Genomic DNA, 25,486 nt, shown 5'->3' on the forward strand with positions numbered 1-25,486 from the left:
GCTGTAACGCCTTGGAAAACCGCGTTTCCGTGCGGTTGGCATGAACCCTGCTTAACGTGTTTCACAACTCCATTGAGTAGGATCGACATGTCAGACAAACGCACTCCGCTTCCGCTCCGCAGCGACAATCTGCTCGGCGTGTGTCAGGCGATCGGCGACGACTTCGGCTTCAACCCGACCTATCTGCGGCTCCTGCTTGCGGTGCCCATGGCATGGCAGCCGCTCTACGCAGTTGCCGTCTATTTCGGGCTCGGGGTGGTCGTGCTCCTGTCGCGGCTGGTCTTTCCCGACCGGACGGTCGCTGCTGCGGACACTGCTGTGACCCCAGCCGCAATCCAGGTGCGTGCGGACGAGCCGCTGCGCGAATATGCGGAGGCGGCGTAGGCCCGCGTTCGTCGCAAGCCCAAGCCAATCGAGCCGTGCCATGACGCCAAGTCTGTTGATCGGGCAGGAGAAACCCCATCTATCCCGGACCATGACCCGCATGACGTTCGCGCATCGCTTCCCTCCGCCTCCGGGCACACCGATGGGCGATCTTGCCGCGGGCGCTGCGGACATGGCCATTTCCGCGACCCATCGCGCGATCCGCATCCTGCTGCGCCTCGCCACGGCCGGCGCGCTGGCCACCGTTGGCGGCATCGCCGTGGGCGCGATGGCGACCGACGGTGGGTTCCTGCAATTGCTGGTGACCTTCGTCGCCGCCATCGCGCTGTGGATCCCCGCCTTCATCCTGCTGTCGGGCATCGCCGGCTGGCGGCGCGGGCGGGCGGAGCGCGTCTGGCAGCTCGAGGAGCAGCGCCGCCTGGCTCCGGTCGGCGGACAGAGCTGGGTGCAGCTGCGAAGCCTCGCCGGCTATCGCGCGGAGGAGGTCCATGCCCTGTGCAGCCAGCTCGCAAGCACCCGTGAGCAACTTCCCACCCAGTCGCTCGATCCGCAGGTGCACGAACTTCGGATCCTGATCGAGAAGCGTATTCCGCAGCTGATCGATTCCGGCCTCGCCTGTCTGCCCGCCGACCCGCGGGAGCGCACCGAGGCGACCAATGAGTTGATCGACCTCGTCGGCCGCTTCGCCGCCGATTGCCGCGAGCGGGAACGGCAAGTGGCGCACGGCCACCATGCCGAGCATCAGGCGCTGCGTCGCCGGATCGAGGACCATCTCACCGACGACAGCCCGCGCCTGCACTGACGCTTCCCGCCGGGCGCCTCGCCGCGCTAGACGGCGGCATGGACATCGCCAGCGACACCGTTCCTGACAGCGAGCGCCGCGGGCTTATCGGCGCCTTGCCCGGGCCGCTGCGGCCCTATGCCTCGCTGATGCGGGTGGATCGGCCAATCGGCACCTGGCTGCTGTTCTGGCCGTGCGCATGGAGCGTCGCGCTGGCCGGGGTCTGGGAACGGTGGGATCTGTTGGCCCTGTTCGCGATCGGGGCGTTCACGATGCGCAGTGCGGGCTGCGTCTACAACGACATCGTCGACCGAAACCTCGACCGGCAGGTGGAGCGGACCCGCCTCCGTCCACTGGCGAGCGGCCGGGCCGGGCTAAGCGCGGCGTGGGGACTGACGGTCGCCTTGTGCCTGGTCGGGCTCATCGTTCTGCTGCAACTGGAGCCGGTGGCGCAGATCGTGGCGCTCGGAAGTGTCGTGCTGGTCGCCGCTTACCCGTTCATGAAGCGCATTACCTGGTGGCCGCAGGCCTGGCTTGGCCTCGTATTCTCCTGGGGAGCCTTGGTAGGCTGGCCGGCGGTTACCGGAGCCGTCGAGCCGCCCGCCTTGTGGCTCTACGCCGGCACCGTGGCGTGGGTGATCGGCTACGACACGCTGTACGCCATCCAGGACAAGGAGGATGACGCGCTGGTCGGTGTTCGGTCGTCGGCCCGCCGCCTGGGCCGCCAAGCACCGCTCGGCATCGGCATCTTCTACAGTCTCGCGCTGCTGCTGTGGGGCGCGGCGATCTGGAGCGTTCGGCCGGAATGGCTGGCGCTGCTGGCGCTGGCTCCCGCCGCGCTGCACCTGATGGGTCAGGCGCTCAATGCCGATGCCGACGATGGCGAGCGCGCGCTGAAGCTGTTCCGATCGAACCGTACGACCGGCCTGCTGGTGTTCGTGGCCATGCTGGTGGTGGGGTTGTCTTCGTCCTTGCAAGCGTAGCGAAGCAATCGGAGACTTTCACCGGCGACAAGGAAAAGCGGATTGCTTCGTCGCCGCGCTCCTCGCAATGACGCCTCCATGCTAACCCCGGACAACGCCCGCGACATCGCCGCCCGAATCGTCGAACAGGCCATCAAGGCCGGCGCCACCGCCGCCGATGCGATGGTCGTCGCGGACGCGTCCAGCGACGTGTCTGTCCGGCTCGGCGAACTGGAGGACGTCAGTCACTCGGAAGGCCAGGAGATCGGCCTTCGCGTGTTCGACGGCCAGCGCTCGGCCAGCGTCGCCTCCTCCGACCTCAGCAGCGAAACTCTCCAGGAAATGGTCCGCAGAGCCGTGGCCATGGCTCGCGAGGCACCGGAAGACCCGTACGCCGGCCTGGCTCCGGCCGATCTTCTCCTGCGGGAGATGGCGCCCGATCTCGATCAGTTCGATCCGGCTGAGCCGAGCCCTGCGGACCTGCGCGCCCGCGCACTCAGCGCCGAACAGGCGAGTCGCGCGGTTCGGGGTGTGAGCAACAGCAATGGCGCATCCGCCTCCGCTTCGTCCTCGACGGTGGCCCTGGTCACCTCCGGCGGCTTTGCCGGAGCCTATCGCGCGTCCGGCTTCGGCAATTCCGCCAGCGTCATCGCCGGCGACGGCGCGGCGATGCAGCGCGATCATGCCTTCCACAGCGCGCGGCACCTTGCCGACCTGGAGAACGCGGAAGAGATCGGCCGCCGCGCTGGGGAGCGCGCAGCGGCGCGGGTCGGCCCGGTCAAGCCGGAGCCCGGGCGCTACGCCATCCTGTTCGACCCGCGCGTGGCAGCGTCGCTGCTCGGCCACTTCACCGCGGCGATCACCGGCTCGGGCATCGCTCGCAAGACCAGCTTCCTCCAGGACAAGCTCGGCCAGCGGGTGTTCGCCCCCGGCATCATCATTCGTGACGATCCGCTTCGCGTCCGGGGTCTTCGCTCCCGCCCTTTCGACGGCGAGGGGCTGCCGGTCCGACCGATGGACCTCGTCTCCGACGGGGTGTTGACGACGTGGCTGGCCGATAGTGCCGCCGCCCGGCAGCTCGGCATCCAGCCGACCGGCCACGCCTCCCGCGGGGTCAGCGGAGCGCCCGGCGCAGGACCGAGCAACCTGTCGCTCCAGGCTGGACCGCGCAGCCGTGAGGAGTTGCTCGGCACCTTTCCGCGCGCAATCCTCGTCACCGAGTTGATCGGGCAGGGGGTCAACGGAGTGACCGGCGATTATTCTCGAGGGGCGGCCGGCTTTCTCGTGAGCGGGGGCGAGATCGGCCCGCCGGTCAGCGAGATCACCATCGCCTCCACCCTCCAGCAGATGTTCGCCACGCTGGAGCCAGGCAGCGACCTTCATTACCGCCGCGGCATCGACGCCCCGACGGTGCTGGTACCGGAGATGACGGTGGCGTCGGCCTAAGCGGCGCCCACTTCGATTCCGAACCGCGCCGCCTCGATCTTGATGCAGCGGTCCATGACCACCTTCAGCCCAGCCGCCTCGGCTCGGGCTGCCGCTTCCTCATTGACGATCCCGAGCTGAAGCCAGACCGCCTTGGCCCGCGCCGCGATCGCCTGGTCGACCGCCTGGCCAGCCTCCTCCGGCTTGCGGAAGATGTCGACGATGTCGATCGGCTCTCCGATCTGGGCCAGTTCGCGCCAGACATATTCGCCGTGGACATGCTCGCCGGTGATGGTGGGATTGACCGGCATGATCCGGAAACCACGGTCCTGCATCGCCTTCATGACGCCATAGGAGGCACGGCTCGGCCGGTCCGATGCGCCGACCACGGCAATCACGCGTGCCGAGCGCAGCAGGTCGGCGATATCTTCGTCGCGGGTCAGCGGCATGGCGTTCTCCTTATGGCGCGACAATGCTTCAGCGACCCGCCGGCTCCACCGCCGCCAGCACCTTGCGGGCGAGGTCGGCGAAGGCGGCGGCAGCCGGTCCGTCGCCGGCCGCGGGAGGCTCCCCCGCATCAGACGCGACGCGCAGGCTGGCGGACAGGGGCAGCCGGCCGAGGAATGCAATGCCGAGTTCCGCCGCCGCGGCTTCCGCGCCGCCGGAGCCGAACGGGTCGGACGCCTCGCCGCAATGCGGGCATTGGTAGCCCGCCATGTTCTCAATGATCCCGAGCACGGGCACGTCGGTCTTGCGAAACAGGTCGATGGCGCGGGTGGCGTCGATCAGCGACAGGTCCTGCGGCGTGGAGACGATCACGGCTCCCACCGGCCGCGATTTCTGGATCAGCGAGAGCTGCACGTCCCCGGTGCCCGGCGGCAGGTCGATGATGAGGATGTCGGCGTCGCCCCAGTCGCCTTCGACCAGCTGCGTCAGCGCTCCTGATGCCATGGGCCCGCGCCAGGCGAGCGCATGGCCTTCGCTGACTAGCTGTCCGACCGACAGCAGCTTCACCCCATGGGCTTTCACCGGGATAAGCTGCTTGTCCTTGGCTTCCGGCCGCTCGCTCGTGCCGAGCAGGCGCGGCTGCGAGGGGCCGTAGATATCGGCATCGATCAGCCCGACCCTGTGCCCCATCCGCGCCATCGCCACCGCCAGGTTAGCGGCCAGCGTGGATTTGCCGACGCCTCCCTTGCCGCTGCCGATGGCAATCAGCGTTCGGCCCCGTTTGGAGGCGGTGAGCGCGATGCGGACGTCGCGGACGCCGGGCTCGGCGAGTGCCGAGGCGCGAAGCCGGGCTTCCAGCGCGGAACGCTCGCCCGTCGAAAGGCCGGTCGCATCGACAACCAGCGTGGCGACGCCGTCGGTGACTTTTTGAGAGCGGATGCGGCTCTTGTCGGAGGACGGGACCGACATCAGAAACCCGCCAGAAGCATGTCGATTGCGTTCATCACCTTGTGTTGCTCATCGGCAAGGCTGCCGATCAACGCGCCAAGCTCGGCAGTCGGGATGTTGGCTGCACCCTGTGGGTAGAGGCTCATCCCGGACCCGTTGAGAACAAAGGTCGGGTTGAGACCGGGTGTTTCGAGCACCAGACCTGCGGGAAGCAAGGGTACGATGAAGCGTGTCTGCAGGAACCGCAGAACCTCCGCCTGGCAGTCGACCACGAGTCCGCCATCGGCGAGCGAATGCACATCGAACTGGGCCATCAGAAGGTGCGGTATCGGGCGAGCGGAAGGCCGTTTTCCGCGACATAACGGTTCCATGACTCGAACGCGGCCTTGTTATCCTCGATCCAGCGGCGCTCGCGCTCCACCTTGACTGCTTTGGCGAGACCTTCTTCGCAGGCGGTGGACACCGGGACGCCAAATTCCTTCGCCTGCCTGACCAGATCCTCCGACAGGGAAACGTTTGTACTTCGCTTGCGGCTCTGAACGGGCTTCATGATCGCCATGCCTGCGCATCTGACATGCGCATAGACCCTGCGCAATGGCGATTGTTCCGGCGCCCCACTGTTTTTCCCCGCAACCGCATCTATATCTGCCGCATGAGCATGATTGCGGGGTGGGCTACGTGGACGCGCGGCCTGTTTGCGGACAGCAAGGGTCCGTGGGGTCCCAGCGGATCCGATGACGGCACCAGGCCCGGCGGCAGCGAGCCGCCGCGCCCGGGAAGCCCGTGGGGCAACGGGCCGGTTCGCCGCCCGTCCGGTCCCAATCTCGGCAATGTCCACAGTCTCGATGAACTGCTGAAGCGCAGCCGGGAACGGTTCGGCGGCTCAGGCGGCGGCTCGGGACGTGCACCGAACCGGTCGCTGATCGGCTGGGCCGCAATCGCCTTCGTCCTGCTGTGGCTGGTGTTCACGTCGATGCACCGGATCGCGCCGGAAGAGCGCGGCGTGGTTACTCAGCTGGGCCGCTACAGTCGGACGCTCAGCCCCGGTATCGGCATAACCCTGCCGTCGCCGCTAGAGCGGGTCCAGAAGGTGGATGTCGAGAACATCCGCTCGATCGACCTCGGCTCGACCGCGTCGGAAACGCTGATGCTGACCGGCGACCAGAACATCATCGACATCGCTTATTCGGTTCGGTGGAACATCCGCGATCCCGAACTGTACCTGTTCGAACTCCAGAATCCGGAGGAAACCATCCAGCAGGTTGCCGAAAGCGCGATGCGCGCGGTGATCAGCGGGGTGACCCTGGACGAGGCGATCGGTGAGAAGCGCGGCGAGATCGAAGCTCGGGTGCAGGAGAATATGCAGCGCATCCTTGATAGCTATCGCTCCGGTGTCGTGATCCAGGGCATCGCCATCAAGCAGGCGGATCCGCCCGCCGCGGTCAACGACGCCTTCAAGGAGGTCACCGCCGCGCAGCAGGAAGCGCAAAGCTACATCAACCAGGCCAACGCCTACGCGCTCCAGCTCCGGCAGAAATCGCAGGGCGAAGCGACCGCGTTCGACAAGGTGTACGAGCAGTACCGCCTGTCGCCGGACGTCACGAGGCGCCGCATGTATTACGAGACCATGGAACGGGTGCTCCGCAACGTGGACAAGACCATCGTCGAAGCGCCGGGGGTCACTCCCTATCTGCCGCTGCCGCAGGTGCAGAAGAGCGTTCCGCAGGCGGAGACCCGCCGATGACCGACTTCATCCGCCGCCGCCCGATGCTGTCGGCCTTCCTCGCGCTGTTCCTGCTGACGATCCTGCTGTCGAGCGTCATCGTGGTGTCGGAAACCAAGCAGGCGGTGATCGTCCGCTTCGGCAAGCCGGACCGGATCCTCGGCGGGCAGCAGGCCGGCATCAATTGGCGCATTCCCTTCTTCGAGAACACCGTCTGGATCGACAAGCGCGTGCGCGACGTCGACATGGAACGGCAGCAGGTGCTCTCGACCGACCAGCTGCGGCTCGAGGTTGACGCCTTCGCCCGCTACCGCATCGTCGATCCGTTGCGGATGGTGATCAGCGCCCGCTCTGAGGACCGGGTCAGCGAAGCGCTCCGGCCGATCCTCGGATCCGAACTGCGCAACGAGCTTGGCCAGCGGCCGTTCGCGGCACTGTTGTCGCCCGAGCGGCAGGGGGTGATGGAGAATGTCCGCCGCGGGCTCGACCGCGTCGCCCGGCAATATGGCGCGCAGATCATCGACGTGCGGATCAAGAAGGCCGACCTGCCCGACGGGACTCCGCTGGACTCGGCCTATGAACGGATGCGTAGCGCCCGCCAGCAGGAGGCGCGCTCGATCCGCGCCGAGGGTGCCAAGGATGCGCAGATCATCCGCGCCGAAGCCGACGCAGAAGCCGCGCAGACCTATGCCGCAAGCTTCGGCAAGGACCCGCAGTTCTACGAATTCTACAGGGCTATGCAGGCCTACCAGACCACCTTCCTGGGGGAAGGCCAGGACAAGGCGGCACCGACCACCATCGTCCTGTCGCCGCAAAACGAGTTCCTCAAGGAATTCTCGGGAAGGTCGGCACGCTGATTGGCGAGCGAACGTTCAATGCACATTCAGGCGCTTGACCTAGCGTTTCGGATGAAGACCTATCAGTCGAGGAAGAGTATGACGTCGCCGAAGGAGTTTTCCAAAGTGCGCTATGCCTATGGTGTCGCGGCAGCCCTGCTGATTGGCGGGACTGCCTTTTCTGTCGCTACCGGCCCGGTCGGGGCGCAGGTCGCCCAGAATGCGCCGCTGGCCCTCGCGCCGCGGCAGGGCGCGCCCATCTCGTTCGCCGACCTTGCCGCGCGCCTGCAGCCGGCGGTGGTCAACATCTCCACCAAGCAGCGGGTCCCGGTGCGGACGCAGAACGATGCGCTGGAGGAATTCTTCCGCCGGTTCGGTGCCCCGGTTCCGCAGGGCCAGGCCCCGGGCGGGCAGGGCCAAGGTCAGGGCGGAACGGACGGGCAGCGCACCCGTGAGACCGGCTCGCTGGGCTCTGGCTTCATCATCTCCGGCGATGGCTACATCGTTACCAACAACCACCTGATCCAGGGCGCGGGCGGAACCGGAACCGTCGACCAGGTGATCGTGACTCTTCCGGACAAGCGGGAATTTCCAGCCCGGATCATCGGCCGCGACCAGCCGTCCGACCTTGCCCTGCTCAAGATCGAAGGCAGCAACCTGCCGTTCGTCAACTGGGGTGATTCCACCCGCTCACGGGTAGGCGACTGGGTAGTGGCGATCGGCAACCCCTACGGCCTCGGCGGCACCGTCACGGCCGGGATCATCTCAGCGCTTCATCGCGGGATCACTGGGGTTGGCGCCTACGACCGCTACATCCAGACCGATGCCAGCATCAACATGGGCAACTCTGGCGGCCCGATGTTCGACCTCAACGGCAACGTGATCGGGGTCAACTCGGCGCTTATCTCGCCGACTGGGGCCAGCGTCGGCATCGGCCTCGCCATCCCGGCCGAACTGGCCAAGCCCGTGATCGACTCCCTGCGCCGCGGCCAGCGTCCGCAGCGCGGCTATCTCGGCGTCGGCCTCCAGCCGCTGGAGGAGAGCCTCGCCGAACCGCTCGGCCTGCCCAAGGATCGCGGCGAGCTGGTCCGCTCCATCGTGCCCGGCGGGGCTGCGGATCGCGCCGGCATCCAGCAGGGCGACGTTATCCTCCGCGTCGGGGGCCGTGAGGTCACTCCGGACGAGACCGTGTCCTACCTGATCGCCAACAGCGGCGTCGGGTCGCGGGTGCCGATCGACCTGATCCGCGACGGCCGCCGGGTCACCGTTCAGGCCGTGGTTGCCCAGCGCCCGACGGAGGACGAGGTGGCTCGGCAGTCCGGCGTGCCGGACACGCCAGGCACCAACGACAACACCCCGGCCGTCCCGAGCAGCCAATCGCTCGGCTTGTCGCTTCAGGTTCTGACGCCGGAGATCCGCCGTGCGACCAACCTGCCAGCGGATGCGCGCGGGGTGGTGGTCTCGGCCGTCAACCCGAGCAGCGACGCCGCCGAGAAGGGCATCCAGCGTGGCGACCTGATCCTGTCGGTCAATCGCCAGGCGGTTACCGCCCCGGCCCAGGTCGCCGCCGCGGTCGACGCCGCCCGCCGCGCCGGTCGGACCAGCGTCCTGCTGCTGATCAAGCGCGGGCAAACGCCGGAGGCGTTCGTTGGGGTGGAGATCGGCGCCCGCTAGCCGGGCGGCGGCCGGCCCGCTAAGTCTCCTCTCCTACAGGAGGGGAGACCAATGGCGAGCCAGCCCACGACCAGCATCTTCATCGGCGCGGGGCCCGGCGGGCTCCAGCCGCAGCGGCTCGAACTCAGCCGGGCCAATCGCCACGGGCTGATCGCTGGGGCGACCGGCACCGGCAAGACCGTGACCCTGCAAGGGCTGGTGGAAGGCTTCTCGGCGGCTGGCGTCCCGACCTTCGTTGCCGATGTGAAGGGCGACCTGGCCGGCCTTGCCATGCCCGGATCGGCGACCTCCGGCACACACCAGCCGTTCGCCGCCCGCGCCGCGGAGATCGGCGACACGGCCTGGCGCTACGACGCGGTGCCGGTGCAATTGTGGGACCTGTTCGGCGTGGCTGGACACCCGATCCGCACTACCGTCAGCGAGATGGGGCCGTTGCTGCTCTCCCGCCTGATGAACCTCAACGAGGTTCAGGAGGGAGTGATGACGATCGCCTTCCACGTCGCCGACCGCGACGGGCTGCTGCTCCTCGACCTTGACGACCTCCAGTCGATGCTGGTTCACGTCGGGGAACGGGCGGCCGAGCTGACGCTCGAATATGGCAACGTCTCCAAGCCGTCGGTCGGCGCGATCCAGCGCTCCCTCCTGCAGCTGCGGTCCCAGGGCGGCGACCTGTTCTTCGGCGAGCCGGCGCTGGAGCTCGAGGACTTCCTCAAGCTCGACGAGAGCGGCCGCGGGATCGTCAACGTCCTTGCCGCCGACCGGCTGATGGCGTCGCCGCGCCTCTACGCGACCTTTCTGCTGTGGCTGCTCAGCGAACTGTTCGAAACCCTCCCGGAAGTGGGCGACCTGCCGAAGCCGAAGCTGTGCTTCTTCTTCGACGAGGCCCACCTTTTGTTCGAGGATGCACCCGAAGGGCTGCTGGAGAAGGTCGAGCAGGTCGTTCGCCTGATCCGCTCCAAGGGCGTCGGCGTCTACTTCATCACCCAGAACCCTATCGATATCCCCGACAAGGTCGCCGGCCAGCTCGGCAATCGCGTTCAGCACGCGCTGCGCGCCTTTACCCCGCGTGATCAGGCCGCCGTCCGCTCGGCGGCGGAGACCTTCCGCCCCAACCCCGGCGTCGATGTGGCCAGCGCGATCACCGAACTCAAGGTCGGCGAGGCGCTGGTATCGCTCCTCCTGCCCGACGGCAGCCCGAGCCCGGTCGAGCGCACCCTGATCAAGCCGCCCGCGTCGCGGGCCGGCCCGCTCACCGACCAGGAACGGCAGGTGCTGGTGCAGACCGACGCCATCGGCAGCCGCTACGACCACGCCGTGGATCGGCACAGCGCCGAGGAGATGCTCGCCGCCCGCGCCGGCGAAGCGGCTGCCGCCGCGGCTGCTGCACGGGCCGAAACCGAAGCGCAGAAGCAGACTGCGCTGGCAGCAAAGCAGCAAGCGCATCTGGAGCGGGAACGGCTCCGCACCGACGCCGCCGCGCGCCGTGAAGCCGATCGCGCCGAACGCGAACGCCTCCGCCTAGACGATCAGCGCCGCCGGATGGAAGAACGCGCCGCCCGCGAAGCCGCCAAGCCGACCATGACCGACAAGATGCTGCAAAGTGCCGGCCGGGCCGCCGCCAACAGCATCGGCCGCCAGATCGGCAACAAGCTGCTGCGGGGGATTCTCGGCGGCTTGCTGAAGGGCTGATCTCCCTTTCCCGTCGCGGGAAGGACAGATACTTGCCTCTGCCCTTAGTCAGGAGCACCACCACCGGATGACTCTCCTCAACACCGACTTCCTCGCCGCTGCCGAGGCCGAGCAGGACCAGACCCTAGCCCTGCGGCGCGCAATCCATGCCGATCCGGAGCTTGGCCTCCATTGCACGCGCACCACGGCCAAGCTGAAGGCCGCCATCGCCGGCCTGCCCCTCGAGATCCGCGACAGCACGTCCACCAGCGGCTTCGTCGCGATTCTGCGCGGTGCGCAGCCTGGCCCCACCGTGCTGCTGCGCGGCGACATGGACGCGCTTCCGATCGAGGAGGAGACCGGCCTGCCGTTCGCCAGCCAGGTCCCCGGCCACATGCACGCCTGCGGCCACGACACCCATTCCGCGATGCTGGCCAGCGCCGCCCGCATCCTCTGCGCCCAGCAGGCAAGTCTCGCCGGAACGATCCTCTTCATGTTCCAGCCGGGCGAGGAGGGCTACCACGGCGCGCGACACATGATTGCCGACGGGCTGCTCGACGATCCGCGTCCGGACGCCGCCTTCGCTCTGCATATCTTCCCGACCATCGCCGGCGGGCTCGTCACCACCCGCGCCGGAGCGCTGCTGGCCTCGACCGATGCGCTCAACGCCACCATCCATGGGCGGGGCGGCCATGCGGCGATGCCTTACGACACGCTGGACCCACTGCCGGTCGCCTGCGAAGCCGTGACTGCGCTGCAGGCGTTCATCGCGCGCCGAGTGCCATTCCATGACCCGGCCATTATCTCCGTCACCAGCATCCACGCGGGCAGCGCCTATAATGTCGTCCCGCCCGCGGTCGAACTGAAGGGCACGCTGCGCACCCTCTCCGATGAGCGCCGGGAACAGGGCCGCGCCGCCTTCCGCCGCATTGTCGAGCAGGTCGCCGCGGCTCACGAGTGCACCGCGGACGTCCACATCGACGAAGGCTATCCCGCGACTCGCAACGACGCCCGGGCCGTCCGCCTCATCGAGCAAGTGGCGACCGGGCTGTTCGGCGCCGACCAGTTTGCCGAAATGCCTACCCCGATCATGGGCGGCGAGGACTTCGCCTACGTCCTGCGCGAGATTCCGGGCGCCATGGCATTCCTAGGCGTCGCTCCTCCGGGGGAGGAAGCGGCCGGCCGCGCGCCGATCCATAACGGCCGCATGACGGTGCACGAAGACTGGCTCAGCCGGGGGGTGGCGCTGCATTGCGCCATCGCGACGCGGTTCCTGGCGAGCGGTTGGGATTGATTTCGTCGTTGCGAGAAGCGTAGCGACGAAGCAATCCAATGACTTTCCCTAGGCAGAAGCAAACTGGACTGCTTCGCTACGCTCGCAACGACGAGGAAATTGAATGGCCACTGCCGTGAACCCCGCCGTCCCGGCAGCCATGCCGCTCAAGGAACTGACCCTTCGCGGGATCGTCCTCGGCGCGATCCTGACGCTGCTGTTCACCGCCGCGAACGTCTATCTCGGCCTGAAGATCGGCATCACCTTCGCCACCTCCATCCCGGCGGCGGTGATCTCCATGGCGGTGCTGCGCTTCGTGCGTGACGCCACGATCCAGGAGAACAACATCGTCCAGACGATCGCCTCGTCCGCGGGCACGCTGAGCGCGATCATCTTCGTCTTGCCCGGCTTGGTCATGGTCGGCTGGTGGACCGGCTTTCCCTATTGGCTGAGCGTCGCGATCATCGCCATCGGGGGCATCCTCGGCGTCATGTATTCGGTCCCGCTGCGCCGCGCGCTGGTGACCGGGTCGGACCTGCCCTATCCAGAGGGCGTTGCCGCGGCCGAAGTGCTCAAGGTCGGCGCGGGCGTGGGCGGCGTCGAGGAGAACAAGAAGGGCCTCGCCGCCATCGTGATGAGTTCGCTGGTCAGCGCCGCTTATGCGATCCTCGCCCAGACAAAGATTGTCGCCGCGGAAGCCGCGACCAGCTTCCGCTTCGGCGCCGGCGCCACCACGGTTTCGACCAGCCTGTCGATGGCGCTGATCGGCGTCGGCCATCTCGTCGGCCTGGCCGTCGGCATCGCGATGTTCATCGGCCTGCTGATCAGCTGGGCGGTGCTGGTGCCGTGGCTGACCGGAGCGTCCCCGATCCCGGCCGGAACGGAACTTGGGGACTTCGTCGGCACCGTTTTCCGTGAGAAGGTCCGCTTCATCGGCGCCGGCACTATCGGCGTCGCCGCCATCTGGACCCTGCTCAAGATCCTCGGCCCGATCACCCGCGGCGTGACCAGCGCCATCGCTGCCAGCCGCGCGCGCAAGGCCAGCGGGCAGGACAGCCTGGCGCTGACCGAGCGTGACCTTCCGATCGGGATCATCTTCGGCACCATCCTCTTCTCGATGATCCCGATCGCCTTGCTCCTTTCCGCCTTCGCGCAGAGCGGTCCGATCGCGGCCAACCCGGTTCCGACCATCTCGCTGTCGATCGGCTACATCCTGATCGCCGGGGTGATCATCGCCTCCGTGTGCGGCTACATGGCTGGCCTGATCGGCGCCTCCAACAGCCCGATCTCCGGGGTCGGCATTCTTGCGGTGCTCGGGATTTCGCTGATCCTTGCTGCGCTGTTCGCCAACGGAGTAGATGCGGAGGGCACCCGCAGCCTGGTCGCGTTCGCTCTCTTCGTGACGGCCATCGTGTTCGGCATCGCGACCATCTCCAACGACAATCTCCAGGACCTCAAAACCGGGCAGCTGGTCGGCGCGACGCCATGGCGGCAGCAGGTCGCGCTGGTGCTGGGCGTCATCTTCGGCGCAATCGTCATCCCGCCTATCCTCGATCTCCTCAACGACGCCTTCGGCTTCCAGGGTGCACCCGGCGCCGGCGAGAATGCGCTGGCGGCCCCGCAGGCGGCGCTGATCTCGGCAATTGCGCAGGGCGTGCTGGGGGGCAGCCTCGACTGGAACCTGATCGGGCTCGGCGCGGGAATCGGAGTTGCTGTGATCATCGCGGACGAGCTTCTCCGCCGCAGCGGCAAGGGGCGCAGCCTGCCGCCGTTGGCGGTGGGCATGGGCATCTACCTGCCCATGGCGCTGACCCTGCTGATCCCAATTGGAGCGCTGCTCGGCCACCTCTACAACCGATGGGCGAAGAGCAGCGGCAATTTCGAGTTCAAGGAACGGCTGGGCGTGCTGATGGCCACCGGCCTGATCGTGGGCGAGAGCCTGTTCGGGGTCGCCTTCGCCGGGATCGTCGCTGCCACCGACAATGACACGCCGTTGGCACTCATGGAGGAATGGGCGCTCGCCGTACCGCTCGGCATCGCCCTGTTCGCGGGTGCCATCGCCTGGCTGTACACCTGGACCCGGCGCACTGCCGCGGCGACGCCGCCTGCCGCCGGTCACGATCCCGACGAGGTCATGCAGCGGGAGGCAAACGTCCGCTGATGGAACCGCTGCACCTCGGCAAGACCAGCGCGCTGCCCTCCTCGCCGCAGGAGGCGCGGCTCGACTATGTCCCCAATCCCCGGTCGGACGCGCTCTACCTCGTCCGCTTCGCCGCGCCCGAATTCACTTCCCTGTGCCCGGTCACCGGCCAGCCCGACTTCGCGCACCTGGTGCTCGACTATGCCCCGGGCGAGACGATCGTTGAATCAAAAAGCCTCAAGCTGTTCCTCGGCGCGTTCCGCAATCATGCGGGCTTCCACGAGGACGTGACCGTCGGCATCGGCCAGCGCCTGTTCGACGAGATGAAACCGCGCTGGCTGCGAATCGGCGGTTACTGGTATCCTCGCGGCGGCATTCCGATCGACGTCTTCTGGCAATCGAGCGAACCGCCTGCCGGGCTGTGGGTCCCGGACCAGGGCGTCGCATCCTACCGGGGGCGCGGCTGACAGGAAGGAACGGGCGATGAACGATCTCGTCACCACCGAGTGGCTGGCCAGCGAGCTCGGCGCGCCCGACCTCACCATTCTTGACGCCAGCTGGCACATGCCCGCTGCCAACCGCGCCGCCCGCGCCGAATATGAGGAGCGGCACATCCCCGGCGCGCGCTTCTTCGATATCGACACGCTGTCAGATCATGACGCTGGTAGTCCCCACATGCTCCCTCCGGCGGATCAGTTCGGTTGCGCCATGGTTCACCTTGGCGTTCGGCAGTCCGATCGCGTCGTCGTCTACGACAACAGCGACCTGCGGACCTCCGCCCGCGCCTGGTTCATGCTTCGACACTTCGGGGCGCCGCAGGTGGCGATTCTCGATGGGGGCTTCGCCAAGTGGCAGGAGGAGGGACGGCCGGTCGAATCCGGCTACCCGCCCGAGCGCGAGGGCGACTTCCGCGCGGAGGCGGGAGGCCGGGTCGTCGTCAAGACGCAGCTCCTGCAGGGAATGGACACGCCGGTGCTGGACGCTCGCGGCAAGGACCGGTTCGAAGGTAGCGAAGCCGACCCGCGGCCCGGCGTTGCGGCGGGCCACATTCCCGGCGCGCGCAATATCCCCTACGCGGCGATCTACAATCCCGACGGCACCTTCAGGTCGCCCGAAGATTTGCGCGAAGTGTTCCGGCAAGCGGGCGCCGACCCTGACCAACCGTTCGTCGCCACTTGCGGGTCGGGCGTGACCGCCAACAGCCTGATCTTCGCCGCCCACCTGCTCGGCAACGACCGCGCCCGCCTTTACGATGGAAGCTGGGCGGAGTGGGGCTCGGATGCCGTCACGCCAAAAGCGCTCGGGCCCGCCTAGGCCCGGCCGGCGAACAGCCGTTCGAGATCTTCCAGGCCGGCGCGAAGATCGTCGCTGAGAACGCCGACCGCCCTAGGATGCGCGTCCTGGCCAGCCGACTGGCAGCCGACCAGCGCTTCAAGGCCCGCAGCGGCGCCGTTGGCGACCTGCAGCGACCGGCGCTCGAAGCAGCGCCGCTTTGGCTCATCCGCCAGCGGCCAGGCCTGCTCGAACGCCATCGGCTCCACGGGCCGCGCAGGCTTGCCGTCGATCATGTCCACGATGCGCAGCGCCTGCCGAATGCTCGCCAGCCGGGCGACTGCCTCGGCATAGGGCGCGGGAGCTTCGGTCGCGGTGGCCGAGTCGGGAAGGAAATGGATCATGCCGACTCGGGTAAACCGGCATGCCTAAGGAGTCGTGAATCGCACCGATGCGGCCGTCAGGCCGCCGCGGACGGGCTTTCGATATCCCGGAGAATCCAGCCGCGTTGCGGGATGGTCTCGATGAACTCGGCTCCGTTCGACGCATTGCGCAATTTCTTGCGCAGCTTGGAGATGAACACGTCGATGATCTTGGGCTGCGGCTGGTCGTCGGACCGGCGGTACAGATGCTTCAGCAGCATCGTCCGCGTGACGACGTTGTTGCGCGCGAACGCGAGCAGCTCCAGCACGCGATATTCCATCTCGGTGATCGCGATCGGATGCCCGTCGATGCGGATCAGCCGCTGCACCTGGTCGACTGCCAGCCGCCCGCCGCACAACGTTGCCGGCATTTCCTCGCCGCTTGCCCGTAGCGAGGCGAGCAGCTTGGACGCGACCTCATCGCCATCGTCGCGGCCGCTGGTATTGGGCGCGCCGATCAGCTGCTGCTGCATGTCGGCGAGCGCCTTGTGCGCATCCTCGACCAGCCGCGAGCCTTCTTCGAAGCGCTTTCGCGAGCGGTCAAGCATCGACTCGATCTCGACGAGCCGGGCGGAAAGATTATCGTCGGCCATGCGTCCCCCCGGACAATTGCTTCATTGAGGCTGTGCCGAGGCTTCCTGCGTGTCGGCCTCCGGCGCGGCGATGATCGCTTGGGTCACGGCACCCTTGTCGACCACCTGCGTCTGCGGATCGCCGACCGTGGAACGGGCACCAAGCGCGGCATGCTCTGCTCCGGCCCGCTCCAGCAGGCTGGTTTCGCCCGGGCTGCGCGGGGCGGGGCCACCGAACAGTGCCTGGATGGCCTGCTGCTGCGCATCGGATGCCGACAAGGTCGCGGTGCCCGGCGCCGGCGGGGCCAGCGTGTAGTCGGGCGGGATCACCAGCGGCGCATTGCGCGCGACGGCAAACTCGTCGAGCGGGCGCTGGCCGCCAAACAGGGAACAGCCCCCAAGGGATAACGCCGCTGCGGTCAGCAGGAGGGCAGGGCTCTTAAGCATTCTCGATGTTCTCCTTGGGCCGGTCCTTGACCAGGAAGGCCCGCAATATCAGGATCGCGACTCCAATGCTAATCGCAGCATCCGCGACATTGAAGACCAAAAACGGTCGGAACCCGCCGACGTGGAAGTCGGCGAAGTCGAAGACGTAGCCGAGCCGCGAGCGGTCGACGATGTTGCCCAGCGCTCCGCCCAGCACCATCCCCAGCGCGATCTGGTCGCCCCGCTTCTCCTCCCGCCACATCCACCACGCCACCACAAGCGCGATTCCGACGGTAAAGGCGACCAGCAGCCAGCGGCTGGAGGAACTGCTGGCGGTCAGCAGCCCGAGCGAAATGCCGTGGTTGTGGACTCGGGTCAGGTCGAAGAAGGGGAGCAGATCGATCGTCCGCCCTTCCTCCACCAGCCCGATCGGTCCCGCCACCAGCCATTTGGTGAACTGATCCGCAAGGAATAGCGCCGCGGCGATGGCCATGCCGATGCGCGGGTGGGCGCGGACCGGCTCAGCCACCGACCACCTCCTCGCAGCGGGCGCACAGCCCCACTTCCGGCGTGACCTCCGGCAGCAGCCGCCAGCAGCGGTCGCACTTGAGATAGTCGACGCGGTGAGCGACCACCGCGGGCCCATGCGTCACTGTTCCGGTGTCAAGCAGCACCTCGGAGACGATGAACAGCTCGGCCAGATCGTCCGCCGGCAGCATCGGGCGGTCGGAGGCGTCGGCCAGGCCGACCGCAACGCGCGCTTCCAGGCTCGACCCGATCACCTTGTCCCGCCGCATCGGCTCGATCGTGGCGGTCACCTGCTCTCTAAGCTCGCGATAAGAAGCCCAGATCTCGGTCAGCCGGCGGTCGTTCCACTCGCCCACGTGCGGCCATTCGAGCAGATGCACGCTGCCCGCCTCCGGGTAGCGCGTGCTCCACACCTCTTCGGCGGTGAACACCAGCACCGGCGCGGCGTAGCGCACGAGGGCGTGGAACAGGATGTCCAGCACCGTCCGGTAACTCCGCCGCTTCATGCTGTCCGCGGCGTCGCAGTAAAGGCAGTCCTTCCGGATATCGAAGAAGAAGGCCGACAGGTCGTTGTTGGCGAAATCGCCGAGCGCCCGGGTGTAGGCGTTGAAATCATACTCATCGACCGCGCGCCGCAACTCCGCGTCCAGCCCCGCCAGCAGCGAGAGCATATATCGCTCCAGCTCTGGCATGTCGGCTACATCTGCAACGCGCTCCTCTTCGCCGAAGCCGTCCAGCGCTCCGAGCAGGTAGCGGAAGGTGTTGCGCAGCTTGCGATATTGGTCGGAGACGCCAGCCAGGATTTCCTTGCCGATGCGGTGATCCTCGGTGCTGTCGACCGATAGCGCCCACAGCCGCAGGATGTCCGCGCCCGTGTCGCGCATCAGGTCGAGCGGGTTGATCGTGTTGCCCAGCGACTTGGACATCTTCATGCCCTTGGAGTCCATGGTGAAGCCGTGGGTCAGCACCGCCTTGTAGGGCGCCCGTCCCCGAGTCCCGCAACTTTCCAGCAGGCTCGATTGAAACCAGCCGCGATGCTGGTCGGAGCCTTCGAGGTAGAGGTCGGCAGGCCAGCTTTGCTCCGGCCATTCGCCGCTTTCCAGCGTGAAGACGTGGGTGCAGCCGCTGTCGAACCAGACGTCGAGGATGTCGGTGACCTGCTCGTAATCGTCGGCCTCACGCTCGTTGCCGAGGAAGCGCTGCGCCGCGCCTTCCTCGGTCCAGGCGTCGACGCCATGCTCACGAATTGCGGCGACGATCCGGGCGTTGACCTCGGGGTCGACGAGGTAGCGACCGGTCTTTCGATCCACGAACAGGGTGATCGGCACCCCCCACGCGCGCTGGCGGGAGAGGACCCAATCGGGGCGGTCCGCGACCATGGAGCCGATCCGGTTGCGGCCCTTTTCGGGAACGAAGCGGGTGTCGGCGATGGCCTGAAGGGCGCGGTTGCGGAGGGTGTCTCCTGTGGCACGTCCCTGGACTTCGCTCGGGACGAGCGGTTCTTGTGGAACGCTTACCTCTTCTCCGCTCGTCCCGAGCGAAGTCGAGGGGCGCAACTCCTCGTCCATGGCGATGAACCACTGGGGCGTGCAGCGGTAGATCACCCGCGCCTTGGACCGCCACGAATGTGGGTACGAATGCCGGAACTCGCCCGCCGACAGCAAAGCCCCCGCCTGCCGCAGGTCGGAGCAGATCGGCCCGTCCGGCGCGTTGAATTTGGTGTTGATGACGGAGCCCTGGCCGCCGAGCCACAGCCAGTCCTCGCGATACTTGCCATCACCCTCGACCGCGAACACCGGATCGAAGCCCTGTGCCTTGCAGACCTCGAAATCCTCCTCGCCATGATCCGGAGCCATGTGGACAAGGCCGGTGCCCGCGTCGGTAGTGACGTGCTGCCCGGGGATCAGCGGACGCGGACGGGCGAAAAAGCCGCCGAGGTGGTGCATCGGGTGGCGGGCGATGGTTCCGGCGAGATCGGAGCCTTTCACCTTTCTCCGAGCGATTTCATCCGTGATGCTCTCGAGGTCGTCGGGCGAACCTTCAGGAACAAGTCTGAGGCTTATGCCCGTCCGGTTTGTGAACTGCTCTCTGAGTTCCTCAGCTAGGAGTACCTCTCGTCCGTCTGGGAGAAGGAAGCGGTGGTATTCAACATCCTCCCCATAAGCGATCGCCTGGTTGACCGGGATCGTCCACGGCGTGGTCGTCCACACCACCGCATGGGCGCCGACCAGCTCGGGGATGGGGCTTTCAACGATCTCGAACGCAACGTCGATCTGCGTCGAGGTGACGTCCTCATATTCGATCTCGGCCTCGGCTAGCGCGGTCTTTTCGACCGGGCTCCACATCACCGGCTTGGCGCCGCGGTAGATCTGACCGCTCTCCGCGAACTTCATCAGCTCGGAAACGATCGTCGCTTCCGCCTCAGGCGCCATTGTCAGATACGGCTTGTCCCACTGGCCGGTGATGCCCAGCCGCTGGAACTGCTCGCGCTGCACGTCCACCCAATGCTCGGCATAGGCGCGGCATTCGGCGCGGAACTCGGCCGCGGGAACCTCGTCCTTGTTGCGCTTCTTCTTGCGATATTGCTCCTCGACCTTCCATTCGATCGGCAGGCCGTGGCAGTCCCAACCGGGAACGTAAGGCGCATCCTTGCCCAGCAGCGTCTGCGTCCGGACGACCATGTCCTTCAGCACCTTGTTGAGCGTGTGGCCGATGTGGATGTCGCCGTTGGCGTAGGGCGGGCCGTCGTGGAGGATGAACTCCTCACGCCCCTCGCGGCTTGTCCGCACCTGTCCGTACAGATCCTCGGCCCTCCACCGCGCAAGAATGGCCGGCTCCTTCTGCGGCAGGCCGGCTTTCATCGGAAAGGCGGTCTTCGGCAAGAACACGGTGTCGCGCCAATCGCGCTTGTCAGAAACGTCGGGTTTATCAGGAGCGTCGGACATCGCGCGCGGCTCTAGCGGGTGAGGCCGCGGATGCAAACCTAGGACGGCAGAAGCAGGCGTCGAGCCTCCGCCTCGTCGCCCCGCATCTGCGCAGTCAAGGCCTCCAGGCTCTCGAACCTCACCTCTCTGCGCAGATAGTGATGCAGCGCCACCTCGATCGTTCGCCCGTAGAGGTCGCCGTCGAAGTCGAAGAGGTACGTCTCAAGCAGCTCCTTTGGCGGATCGAACGTCGGCCGCACGCCCAGGCTCGCCACGCCGGCATGCTCGCTTCCGTCGTCCAGCCGCACCCGTACCGCATAGATGCCGTAAGCGGGCCGCTGATAGCGCCCGAGCTCCATGTTCGCGGTCGGATAGCCGAGCTCTCGGCCCCGCTTGTCGCCGTGCAGCACCGCGCCCTCGATTGCGAACGGCCGCGACAGCAGCCGCGTCCCGGCGCCGGGATCGCCGCGGGCCAGCGCCTCGCGGATTCGGCTGGACGACACCGGCTCGCCGTCGAGCAGGACCGGCGCGACCGTTTCCGCGGCCATCGAGCATGCCGCGCCAAGCCTGCGGAGGATCTCGACATTGCCGCTCCGCCGCGCGCCGAAGGTGAAGTCCTCCCCGGTGACCACCCCCGCCGCACCGATCTGCTCCGCCAGCAACTGCACGAACCCGGCCGCATCGGTCCCGGCCAGCGCCGCGTCAAAGTCGAACACCAGCATCGCGTCGGCACCCGCCGCTGCGAACAGCCGCTCGCGCTGGTCCAGACTGGTCAGCCGAAAGGGGGGCAGGTCGGGCTTGAAGAAGCGAACCGGGTGCGGATCGAAGGTGGCGACGATCGCGGGGCGGCCCTCATGGTGGGCCCGCGCAACCGCCCTCCCGACCACCGCCTGGTGCCCGAGGTGAAAGCCGTCGAAATTGCCGAGTGCGACGATGCCGCCGCGAAACCGCTCCGGCACGCCGGCTGCATGGGATAGCCGCTCCATTGCCAAGCGCCTGTAAGGCCATGCGAACGAACCCGCAATTCGGCGCGCCGCGGCTTGACTCAGGCAGGCCCGGCCCATATCTGCCCGCCATCCCGTTCCTCCGGTGTCCGGCGGCGCATCACCTGCGTCCGCCGTTTTCTCGTTAGAGCGGGTCCCAGCGAAGAGATGGGCCCGGCAGCCATGCCGGCCTGTGGAGCAGACGGAGAACGACAACACATGGCACGTATTGCGGGTGTCAACATCCCGACCAACAAGCGCGTGGAGATCGCGCTGACCTACATCCACGGCATTGGCGCGACCAAGGCCAAGGAAATCACCGGCAAGCTGAACATCGCTTCAGAGCGCAGGGTCCAGGACCTGAGCGACCAGGAAGTGCTGCAGATCCGCGAGACCATCGACGCCGATCACACGGTCGAGGGCGATCTTCGCCGCGAGACCGCGATGAACATCAAGCGGCTGATGGACCTCGCCTGCTATCGCGGGCTTCGCCATCGCAAGGGCCTTCCGGTCCGCGGCCAGCGCACGCACACCAATGCGCGCACCCGCAAGGGCAAGGCCAAGCCGATCGCCGGCAAGAAGAAGTAACCAAGCTGAGGCGCTCGGCGCCACGCTTCATGCGTGGTGACGATGGCCTCCTTCTTCGAACCGCCGGAGGTCAGCCCTCCGCGAGCGCAACACAGATTTCAGGATGTAGTCACCAATGGCTCAAGCACCCCAGCGCCTTCGCCGCCGCGAGCGCAAGAACATCAGCGCCGGCGTCGCGCACGTGAACGCCAGCTTCAACAACACCATGATCACCATCACCGACGCCCAGGGCAACGCCATCGCGTGGAGCTCGGCCGGCATGATGGGCTTCAAGGGAAGCCGCAAGTCGACTCCGTATGCAGCGCAGGTCGCGGCGGAAGACGCGGGCCGCAAGGCCGCCGATCACGGCGTCCGCACCCTCGAGGTCGAAGTCAAGGGCCCCGGCTCTGGTCGTGAGTCGGCGCTTCGCGCGCTGCAGGCGGTTGGTTTCCAGATCACCTCGATCCGCGACGTGACCCCGATCCCGCACAATGGCGTTCGCCCGTCCAAGCGTCGCCGCGTCTGATCAGCAGGCCGGGGCAGACGCTCCGGCTGTGCATCGGAAACAGTTAGATACCCTCGGGGACCTGGCGGGACGCCGCCGCCCCCACTGCCAAGGAAGCAAAATGGCCGTCAACGCAAAGAACTGGCAGGAACTCAAGAAGCCGAACGCGCTGGAGCGCAAGGCCGGTGGCGATGCGCGCCGCAAGGCCGTGTTCGTCGCCGAACCGCTGGAGCGCGGCTTCGGGATGACGCTCGGCAACTCGCTGCGCCGGGTACTGCTGAGCTCGCTTCAGGGCGCCGCCGTCACTTCGATCAAGATCGAGGGCGTGCTGCATGAGTTCTCGAGCCTCGCCGGCGTTCGCGAGGACGTCACCGACATCGTCCTCAACGTCAAGCAGATCGCGCTCAAGATGGAAGGCGAGGGGCCCAAGCGCCTTCAGCTGTCCGCTACCGGTCCCGGCGAAGTCACCGCCGGGCAGATCGCCACCTCGGGCGACATCGAGATCACCAACCCGGACCTGGTGCTGTGCCACCTCGACCAGGGCGTGACGCTCAACATGGAACTGACCGCCGACATCGGAAAGGGCTATGTCCCGGCTGCCGCCAATCGTCCGGCCGACGCCGCGATCGGTCTCATCCCGATCGATGCCCTCTACAGCCCTGTCCGCCAGGTCGCCTACAAGGTGGAGAACACCCGCGTCGGCCAGGAACTGGACTATGACAAGCTGACGCTGACCGTGGAAACCGACGGCACGGTCGCTCCGGAAGAAGCGCTCGGTTACGCTGCTCGCATCCTCCAGGACCAGCTCGCTCTGTTCGTCGGCTTCGACGACGGCCAGGTTCGCGCTGCTTCGCCGATGATCGGCCAGGCCGCGACCGCCGCGGCGCCGGTCGAAACTCAGGCCGACACCAACCAGCTCAACCGCTACCTGCTCAAGAAGGTGGACGAACTGGAGCTGTCGGTCCGTTCGGCCAACTGCCTGAAGAACGACAACATCATCTACATCGGCGACCTGGTGCAGAAGACGGAAGCGGAAATGCTCCGCACGCCGAATTTCGGCCGCAAGTCGCTGAACGAGATCAAGGAAGTCCTCGCCTCGATGGGCCTCCGTCTCGGCATGGACATCCCCGGTTGGCCGCCGGAGAATATCGAGGAAATGGCCAAGAAGCTCGAGCAGGAAATGCTCGGCTAAGCGGCCGAGCGTAGCGACGCCGACGCGCAAGCGTCGTCGGAGCAGCGCGAAGAGATCGCGCAAGCCGGCCGGCCTACGGCGCAGCCGACAGGACCGACGTCACGGGATTTACTCCCGTGACGGCCAGCCTCGCGAAGAGACCAAAAGGGCCGTCCCACCAAGGGCGGCCCTTTCTCGTTGAGAACCCTCGCGCCGCGCCCCCTTGCGAACCCGCGCCGGTCAGGCAACACTCGCCCCATGGGGGAGGGGAGCAGCACAGCACCGGACGGCGCGCGCGCGCCCGACCTCGTTCCGCGCCTCGCCTTTGCGCTGGTGGCCGCGGCGGTCCTCGCCAACCTCCTCTACAACCTGCTGATGGAGCATTGGGGCCACGCCTTCCCCTACAACACGTTCGTTCATGCGCCGGAGGACCGCTTCGGGGATTTCTTCAAGATGGCGATGGGCTACCCCGGCCCGACGATCCACTCCGCCGCCAGTATCTGGCACCTCGATCAGCTGTTCCCGCGCTGGACGGAGGAGCTTGAGAGGCTCAAGGGATCGCGGTTCAATCATTTCCACATGCTGCCGGTCTCCACCCTGCTCGGCCTCGGCATCCGGGGGCTTCTGCCCTTGGTCGAGCCCTTGCTTCTGTTCCTGGCGGTGGCTGGCCTGGCCGCAGCGGCGCTGGCCTGGACGACCGCGCGCGAGGCACCGGCGGGACCCGGTCGCCTGTTCGTCGGGCTCCTGGCGCTTGGCTGCTATCCCGCCTTGTTCGCCTTCGACCGTGGCCACCTTTTCTCGGTGATCACCGCCGTTGGAGTGATCGGCGGAACGCTGCGATCATTGCGGATGGGGCGGGCGGACGCGGTCGCAATCGCTTTGTTTGCCGTGGCGATCAACATCCGGCCGAATGCGGGAGTCGTCCCTTTGGCCCTGTTCCTCGCCGGTCGGGGCTGGCGCTTCCGAGACATGGTGATCCTGGGCTGCGCAACCGCCGGGCTGTTCGTGCTCGGCTTTGCCGCAGCCCACGCCGCTTACCCCGCCTACACGCCCGAAAGCTGGCGCCAGGGCATGAGCGACTATGTCGGGGTATTCATCGTCTCCGGCTTCGGCCAAGCGTACAACAGCTCGCTCTATGGAGCATTGCTTGCCATGTACGGGCCGCAGGAGTGGACCCGCATTGTGCCACTGCTGGTCGGCGCGGCGCTGTTCGGGGCGGTGCTGCTCGCTGCCCGTCGCCGGCGGCTACCAGACTCGGCGCTGCTGTTCGTCGTCCTGGCGGTGTACGCCACCACCAGCCAGGTGTTCGCCGATTACCATCTGCTCGTGTTCCTCATCCCGGTCGTCCTGCTCGCGCGCGAGGGCAGGATGACGGGCGAGAGCGACTGGCCGGTCCTGCTCGGCGCGTGTTTTGTCCTCGCGCCCAAGAACTACCTGTTCTTCGGCGTTGACATTCCGTTCCCCTGGTCGCTCCAGGTCGTTCTCAATCCGCTGGTAATGGTCACCGTTTCGCTCCTCGTAATCCTGCGAGCCTACCGCGGCAGCGCTCCGGCCCCGCGCCTCGCTCCCGCCTGAGGGAAGATGCAATGCCCGAACGCTTCGAACGCCATCGCCAGCCCTGGACCTCCGACGAGATTCAGAAGCTCCACACGCTTGCCGGCAAAGGCATGCCGCTGAAGCAAATGGCCAAGGCCCTCACCCGCAGCGAGGAATCGATCAAGGCCCGCGCCAAGCAGGACGGCCTCAAGATCGCCAAGCTGCGATAGCTCTTTTCGAGTGATCTTGCTCGCGGCTCGCAGACCGGCATGGGTGTGGATGGCGCAGCGTTGGTCGACCAGCGCAGCATCCAAGCCTA

General features: G+C 67.1%; 27 protein-coding genes. 17 read left to right on the forward strand and 10 right to left on the reverse strand.

Translation table 11 applies throughout. The annotated features are described in order from the left end of the window. Positions 1 to 87: 87 nt before the first annotated feature. From ACFQPG_RS04085 to ACFQPG_RS04100, 4 genes are all read left to right on the forward strand, one after another. On the forward strand, positions 88 to 384 hold the full coding sequence (locus ACFQPG_RS04085; protein ID WP_380810483.1) for a PspC domain-containing protein: 297 nt from the start codon (positions 88 to 90) through the stop codon (positions 382 to 384). A gap of 91 nt (positions 385 to 475) precedes the next feature. Further along, positions 476 to 1,186, forward strand: a complete 711-nt coding sequence (locus ACFQPG_RS04090; RefSeq protein ID WP_380810484.1) for a hypothetical protein — start codon at positions 476 to 478, stop codon at positions 1,184 to 1,186. Positions 1,187 to 1,224: 38 nt separating this feature from the next. Beyond that, the gene (gene ubiA / locus ACFQPG_RS04095; RefSeq protein WP_380810485.1) at positions 1,225 to 2,148 is read left to right on the forward strand and encodes a 4-hydroxybenzoate octaprenyltransferase; all 924 of its coding nucleotides are present in this window, start codon (positions 1,225 to 1,227) and stop codon (positions 2,146 to 2,148) included. 78 nt (positions 2,149 to 2,226) lie between these two features. Continuing rightward, positions 2,227 to 3,573, forward strand: a complete 1,347-nt coding sequence (locus ACFQPG_RS04100; RefSeq protein ID WP_380810486.1) for a TldD/PmbA family protein — start codon at positions 2,227 to 2,229, stop codon at positions 3,571 to 3,573. Here the strand turns inward: ACFQPG_RS04100 and ACFQPG_RS04105 are convergent. The 4 genes from ACFQPG_RS04105 to ACFQPG_RS04120 are packed head-to-tail and all read right to left on the reverse strand — an operon-like array spanning position 3,570 to position 5,506. Beyond that, the gene (locus tag ACFQPG_RS04105; protein WP_380810487.1) at positions 3,570 to 4,001 is read right to left on the reverse strand and encodes a CoA-binding protein; all 432 of its coding nucleotides are present in this window, start codon (positions 3,999 to 4,001) and stop codon (positions 3,570 to 3,572) included. The two genes, ACFQPG_RS04100 and ACFQPG_RS04105, sit on opposite strands and share 4 nt — an antisense overlap. A gap of 28 nt (positions 4,002 to 4,029) precedes the next feature. Next, positions 4,030 to 4,968, reverse strand: coding sequence for an Mrp/NBP35 family ATP-binding protein (locus ACFQPG_RS04110; RefSeq protein ID WP_380810488.1), 939 nt, complete (start codon positions 4,966 to 4,968; stop codon positions 4,030 to 4,032). Beyond that, positions 4,968 to 5,261, reverse strand: coding sequence for a CcdB family protein (locus ACFQPG_RS04115; RefSeq protein ID WP_380810489.1), 294 nt, complete (start codon positions 5,259 to 5,261; stop codon positions 4,968 to 4,970). Before ACFQPG_RS04115 ends, ACFQPG_RS04110 begins: the two co-directional genes overlap by 1 nt. Beyond that, positions 5,261 to 5,506: a type II toxin-antitoxin system CcdA family antitoxin gene (locus ACFQPG_RS04120; protein WP_380810490.1), complete on the reverse strand. Its 246-nt coding sequence runs from the start codon at positions 5,504 to 5,506 to the stop codon at positions 5,261 to 5,263. Before ACFQPG_RS04120 ends, ACFQPG_RS04115 begins: the two co-directional genes overlap by 1 nt. 93 nt (positions 5,507 to 5,599) lie before the next feature. Between ACFQPG_RS04120 and hflK the strand changes: the two genes are divergently transcribed. The 8 genes from hflK to sseA all read left to right on the forward strand — a co-directional run bounded on the left by hflK (position 5,600) and on the right by sseA (position 15,575). Continuing rightward, the gene (gene hflK / locus ACFQPG_RS04125; RefSeq protein ID WP_380810491.1) at positions 5,600 to 6,691 is read left to right on the forward strand and encodes an FtsH protease activity modulator HflK; all 1,092 of its coding nucleotides are present in this window, start codon (positions 5,600 to 5,602) and stop codon (positions 6,689 to 6,691) included. Next, positions 6,688 to 7,527 carry a protease modulator HflC gene (hflC, locus tag ACFQPG_RS04130; protein WP_380810492.1) on the forward strand — a complete coding sequence of 280 codons (840 nt, stop codon included), beginning with the start codon at positions 6,688 to 6,690 and terminating at the stop codon, positions 7,525 to 7,527. The genes hflK and hflC overlap by 4 nt, the downstream gene beginning before the upstream one ends. Before the next feature lie 105 nt (positions 7,528 to 7,632). Beyond that, positions 7,633 to 9,180: a Do family serine endopeptidase gene (locus tag ACFQPG_RS04135; RefSeq protein WP_380810493.1), complete on the forward strand. Its 1,548-nt coding sequence runs from the start codon at positions 7,633 to 7,635 to the stop codon at positions 9,178 to 9,180. Positions 9,181 to 9,231: 51 nt separating this feature from the next. Beyond that, positions 9,232 to 10,869, forward strand: coding sequence for a helicase HerA-like domain-containing protein (locus ACFQPG_RS04140; RefSeq protein WP_380810494.1), 1,638 nt, complete (start codon positions 9,232 to 9,234; stop codon positions 10,867 to 10,869). 67 nt (positions 10,870 to 10,936) lie between these two features. After that, positions 10,937 to 12,142: a M20 family metallopeptidase gene (locus ACFQPG_RS04145; RefSeq protein ID WP_380810495.1), complete on the forward strand. Its 1,206-nt coding sequence runs from the start codon at positions 10,937 to 10,939 to the stop codon at positions 12,140 to 12,142. A 103-nt stretch (positions 12,143 to 12,245) separates the two neighbouring features. Then, on the forward strand, positions 12,246 to 14,282 hold the full coding sequence (locus ACFQPG_RS04150) for an OPT family oligopeptide transporter (RefSeq protein WP_380810496.1): 2,037 nt from the start codon (positions 12,246 to 12,248) through the stop codon (positions 14,280 to 14,282). Beyond that, positions 14,282 to 14,728, forward strand: coding sequence for a preQ(1) synthase (queF, locus tag ACFQPG_RS04155; RefSeq protein ID WP_380810497.1), 447 nt, complete (start codon positions 14,282 to 14,284; stop codon positions 14,726 to 14,728). The genes ACFQPG_RS04150 and queF overlap by 1 nt, the downstream gene beginning before the upstream one ends. Positions 14,729 to 14,744: 16 nt before the next feature. Continuing rightward, positions 14,745 to 15,575: a 3-mercaptopyruvate sulfurtransferase gene (gene sseA / locus ACFQPG_RS04160; RefSeq protein WP_380810498.1), complete on the forward strand. Its 831-nt coding sequence runs from the start codon at positions 14,745 to 14,747 to the stop codon at positions 15,573 to 15,575. On the opposite strand, the gene ACFQPG_RS04165 is transcribed toward sseA, so the two are convergent. The 6 genes from ACFQPG_RS04165 to ACFQPG_RS04190 are packed head-to-tail and all read right to left on the reverse strand — an operon-like array spanning position 15,572 to position 21,391. Next, positions 15,572 to 15,937, reverse strand: a complete 366-nt coding sequence (locus ACFQPG_RS04165) for a hypothetical protein (RefSeq protein ID WP_380810499.1) — start codon at positions 15,935 to 15,937, stop codon at positions 15,572 to 15,574. The two genes, sseA and ACFQPG_RS04165, sit on opposite strands and share 4 nt — an antisense overlap. 56 nt (positions 15,938 to 15,993) lie before the next feature. Continuing rightward, positions 15,994 to 16,548 (reverse strand): winged helix-turn-helix domain-containing protein, encoded by a 555-nt coding sequence (locus ACFQPG_RS04170; protein WP_380810500.1) that lies wholly within the window; start codon positions 16,546 to 16,548, stop codon positions 15,994 to 15,996. Between the two features lie 21 nt (positions 16,549 to 16,569). Then, positions 16,570 to 16,974 (reverse strand): DUF3035 domain-containing protein, encoded by a 405-nt coding sequence (locus tag ACFQPG_RS04175; protein ID WP_380810501.1) that lies wholly within the window; start codon positions 16,972 to 16,974, stop codon positions 16,570 to 16,572. Beyond that, positions 16,967 to 17,482: a signal peptidase II gene (lspA, locus tag ACFQPG_RS04180; protein ID WP_380810502.1), complete on the reverse strand. Its 516-nt coding sequence runs from the start codon at positions 17,480 to 17,482 to the stop codon at positions 16,967 to 16,969. The genes ACFQPG_RS04175 and lspA overlap by 8 nt, the downstream gene beginning before the upstream one ends. After that, a complete protein-coding gene (gene ileS, locus ACFQPG_RS04185) occupies positions 17,475 to 20,426 on the reverse strand; it encodes an isoleucine--tRNA ligase (protein ID WP_380810503.1) in 2,952 nt (983 codons plus the stop codon). Before ileS ends, lspA begins: the two co-directional genes overlap by 8 nt. 38 nt (positions 20,427 to 20,464) lie before the next feature. Continuing rightward, positions 20,465 to 21,391 carry a bifunctional riboflavin kinase/FAD synthetase gene (locus ACFQPG_RS04190; RefSeq protein ID WP_380810504.1) on the reverse strand — a complete coding sequence of 309 codons (927 nt, stop codon included), beginning with the start codon at positions 21,389 to 21,391 and terminating at the stop codon, positions 20,465 to 20,467. 216 nt (positions 21,392 to 21,607) lie between these two features. Here ACFQPG_RS04190 and rpsM point away from each other — a divergent pair, with 216 nt between their 5' ends. The 5 genes from rpsM to ACFQPG_RS04215 all read left to right on the forward strand — a co-directional run bounded on the left by rpsM (position 21,608) and on the right by ACFQPG_RS04215 (position 25,397). Beyond that, positions 21,608 to 21,976, forward strand: coding sequence for a 30S ribosomal protein S13 (gene rpsM / locus ACFQPG_RS04195; protein ID WP_380810505.1), 369 nt, complete (start codon positions 21,608 to 21,610; stop codon positions 21,974 to 21,976). 115 nt (positions 21,977 to 22,091) lie between these two features. After that, a complete protein-coding gene (gene rpsK / locus ACFQPG_RS04200; RefSeq protein WP_380810506.1) occupies positions 22,092 to 22,481 on the forward strand; it encodes a 30S ribosomal protein S11 in 390 nt (129 codons plus the stop codon). A 100-nt stretch (positions 22,482 to 22,581) separates the two neighbouring features. Then, positions 22,582 to 23,652 carry a DNA-directed RNA polymerase subunit alpha gene (locus ACFQPG_RS04205; protein WP_380810507.1) on the forward strand — a complete coding sequence of 357 codons (1,071 nt, stop codon included), beginning with the start codon at positions 22,582 to 22,584 and terminating at the stop codon, positions 23,650 to 23,652. Positions 23,653 to 23,889: 237 nt separating this feature from the next. Then, the gene (locus ACFQPG_RS04210; RefSeq protein WP_380810508.1) at positions 23,890 to 25,206 is read left to right on the forward strand and encodes a hypothetical protein; all 1,317 of its coding nucleotides are present in this window, start codon (positions 23,890 to 23,892) and stop codon (positions 25,204 to 25,206) included. Between the two features lie 11 nt (positions 25,207 to 25,217). Next, entirely contained in the window at positions 25,218 to 25,397 is a 180-nt protein-coding gene (locus ACFQPG_RS04215; RefSeq protein ID WP_380810509.1) for a hypothetical protein, read from the forward strand. Positions 25,398 to 25,486 lie beyond the last annotated feature (89 nt).

The sequence above is a fragment of the Sphingomonas sp. GCM10030256 genome (genome assembly GCF_042666415.1).
Classification (GTDB): Bacteria; Pseudomonadota; Alphaproteobacteria; order Sphingomonadales; family Sphingomonadaceae; genus Sphingomicrobium.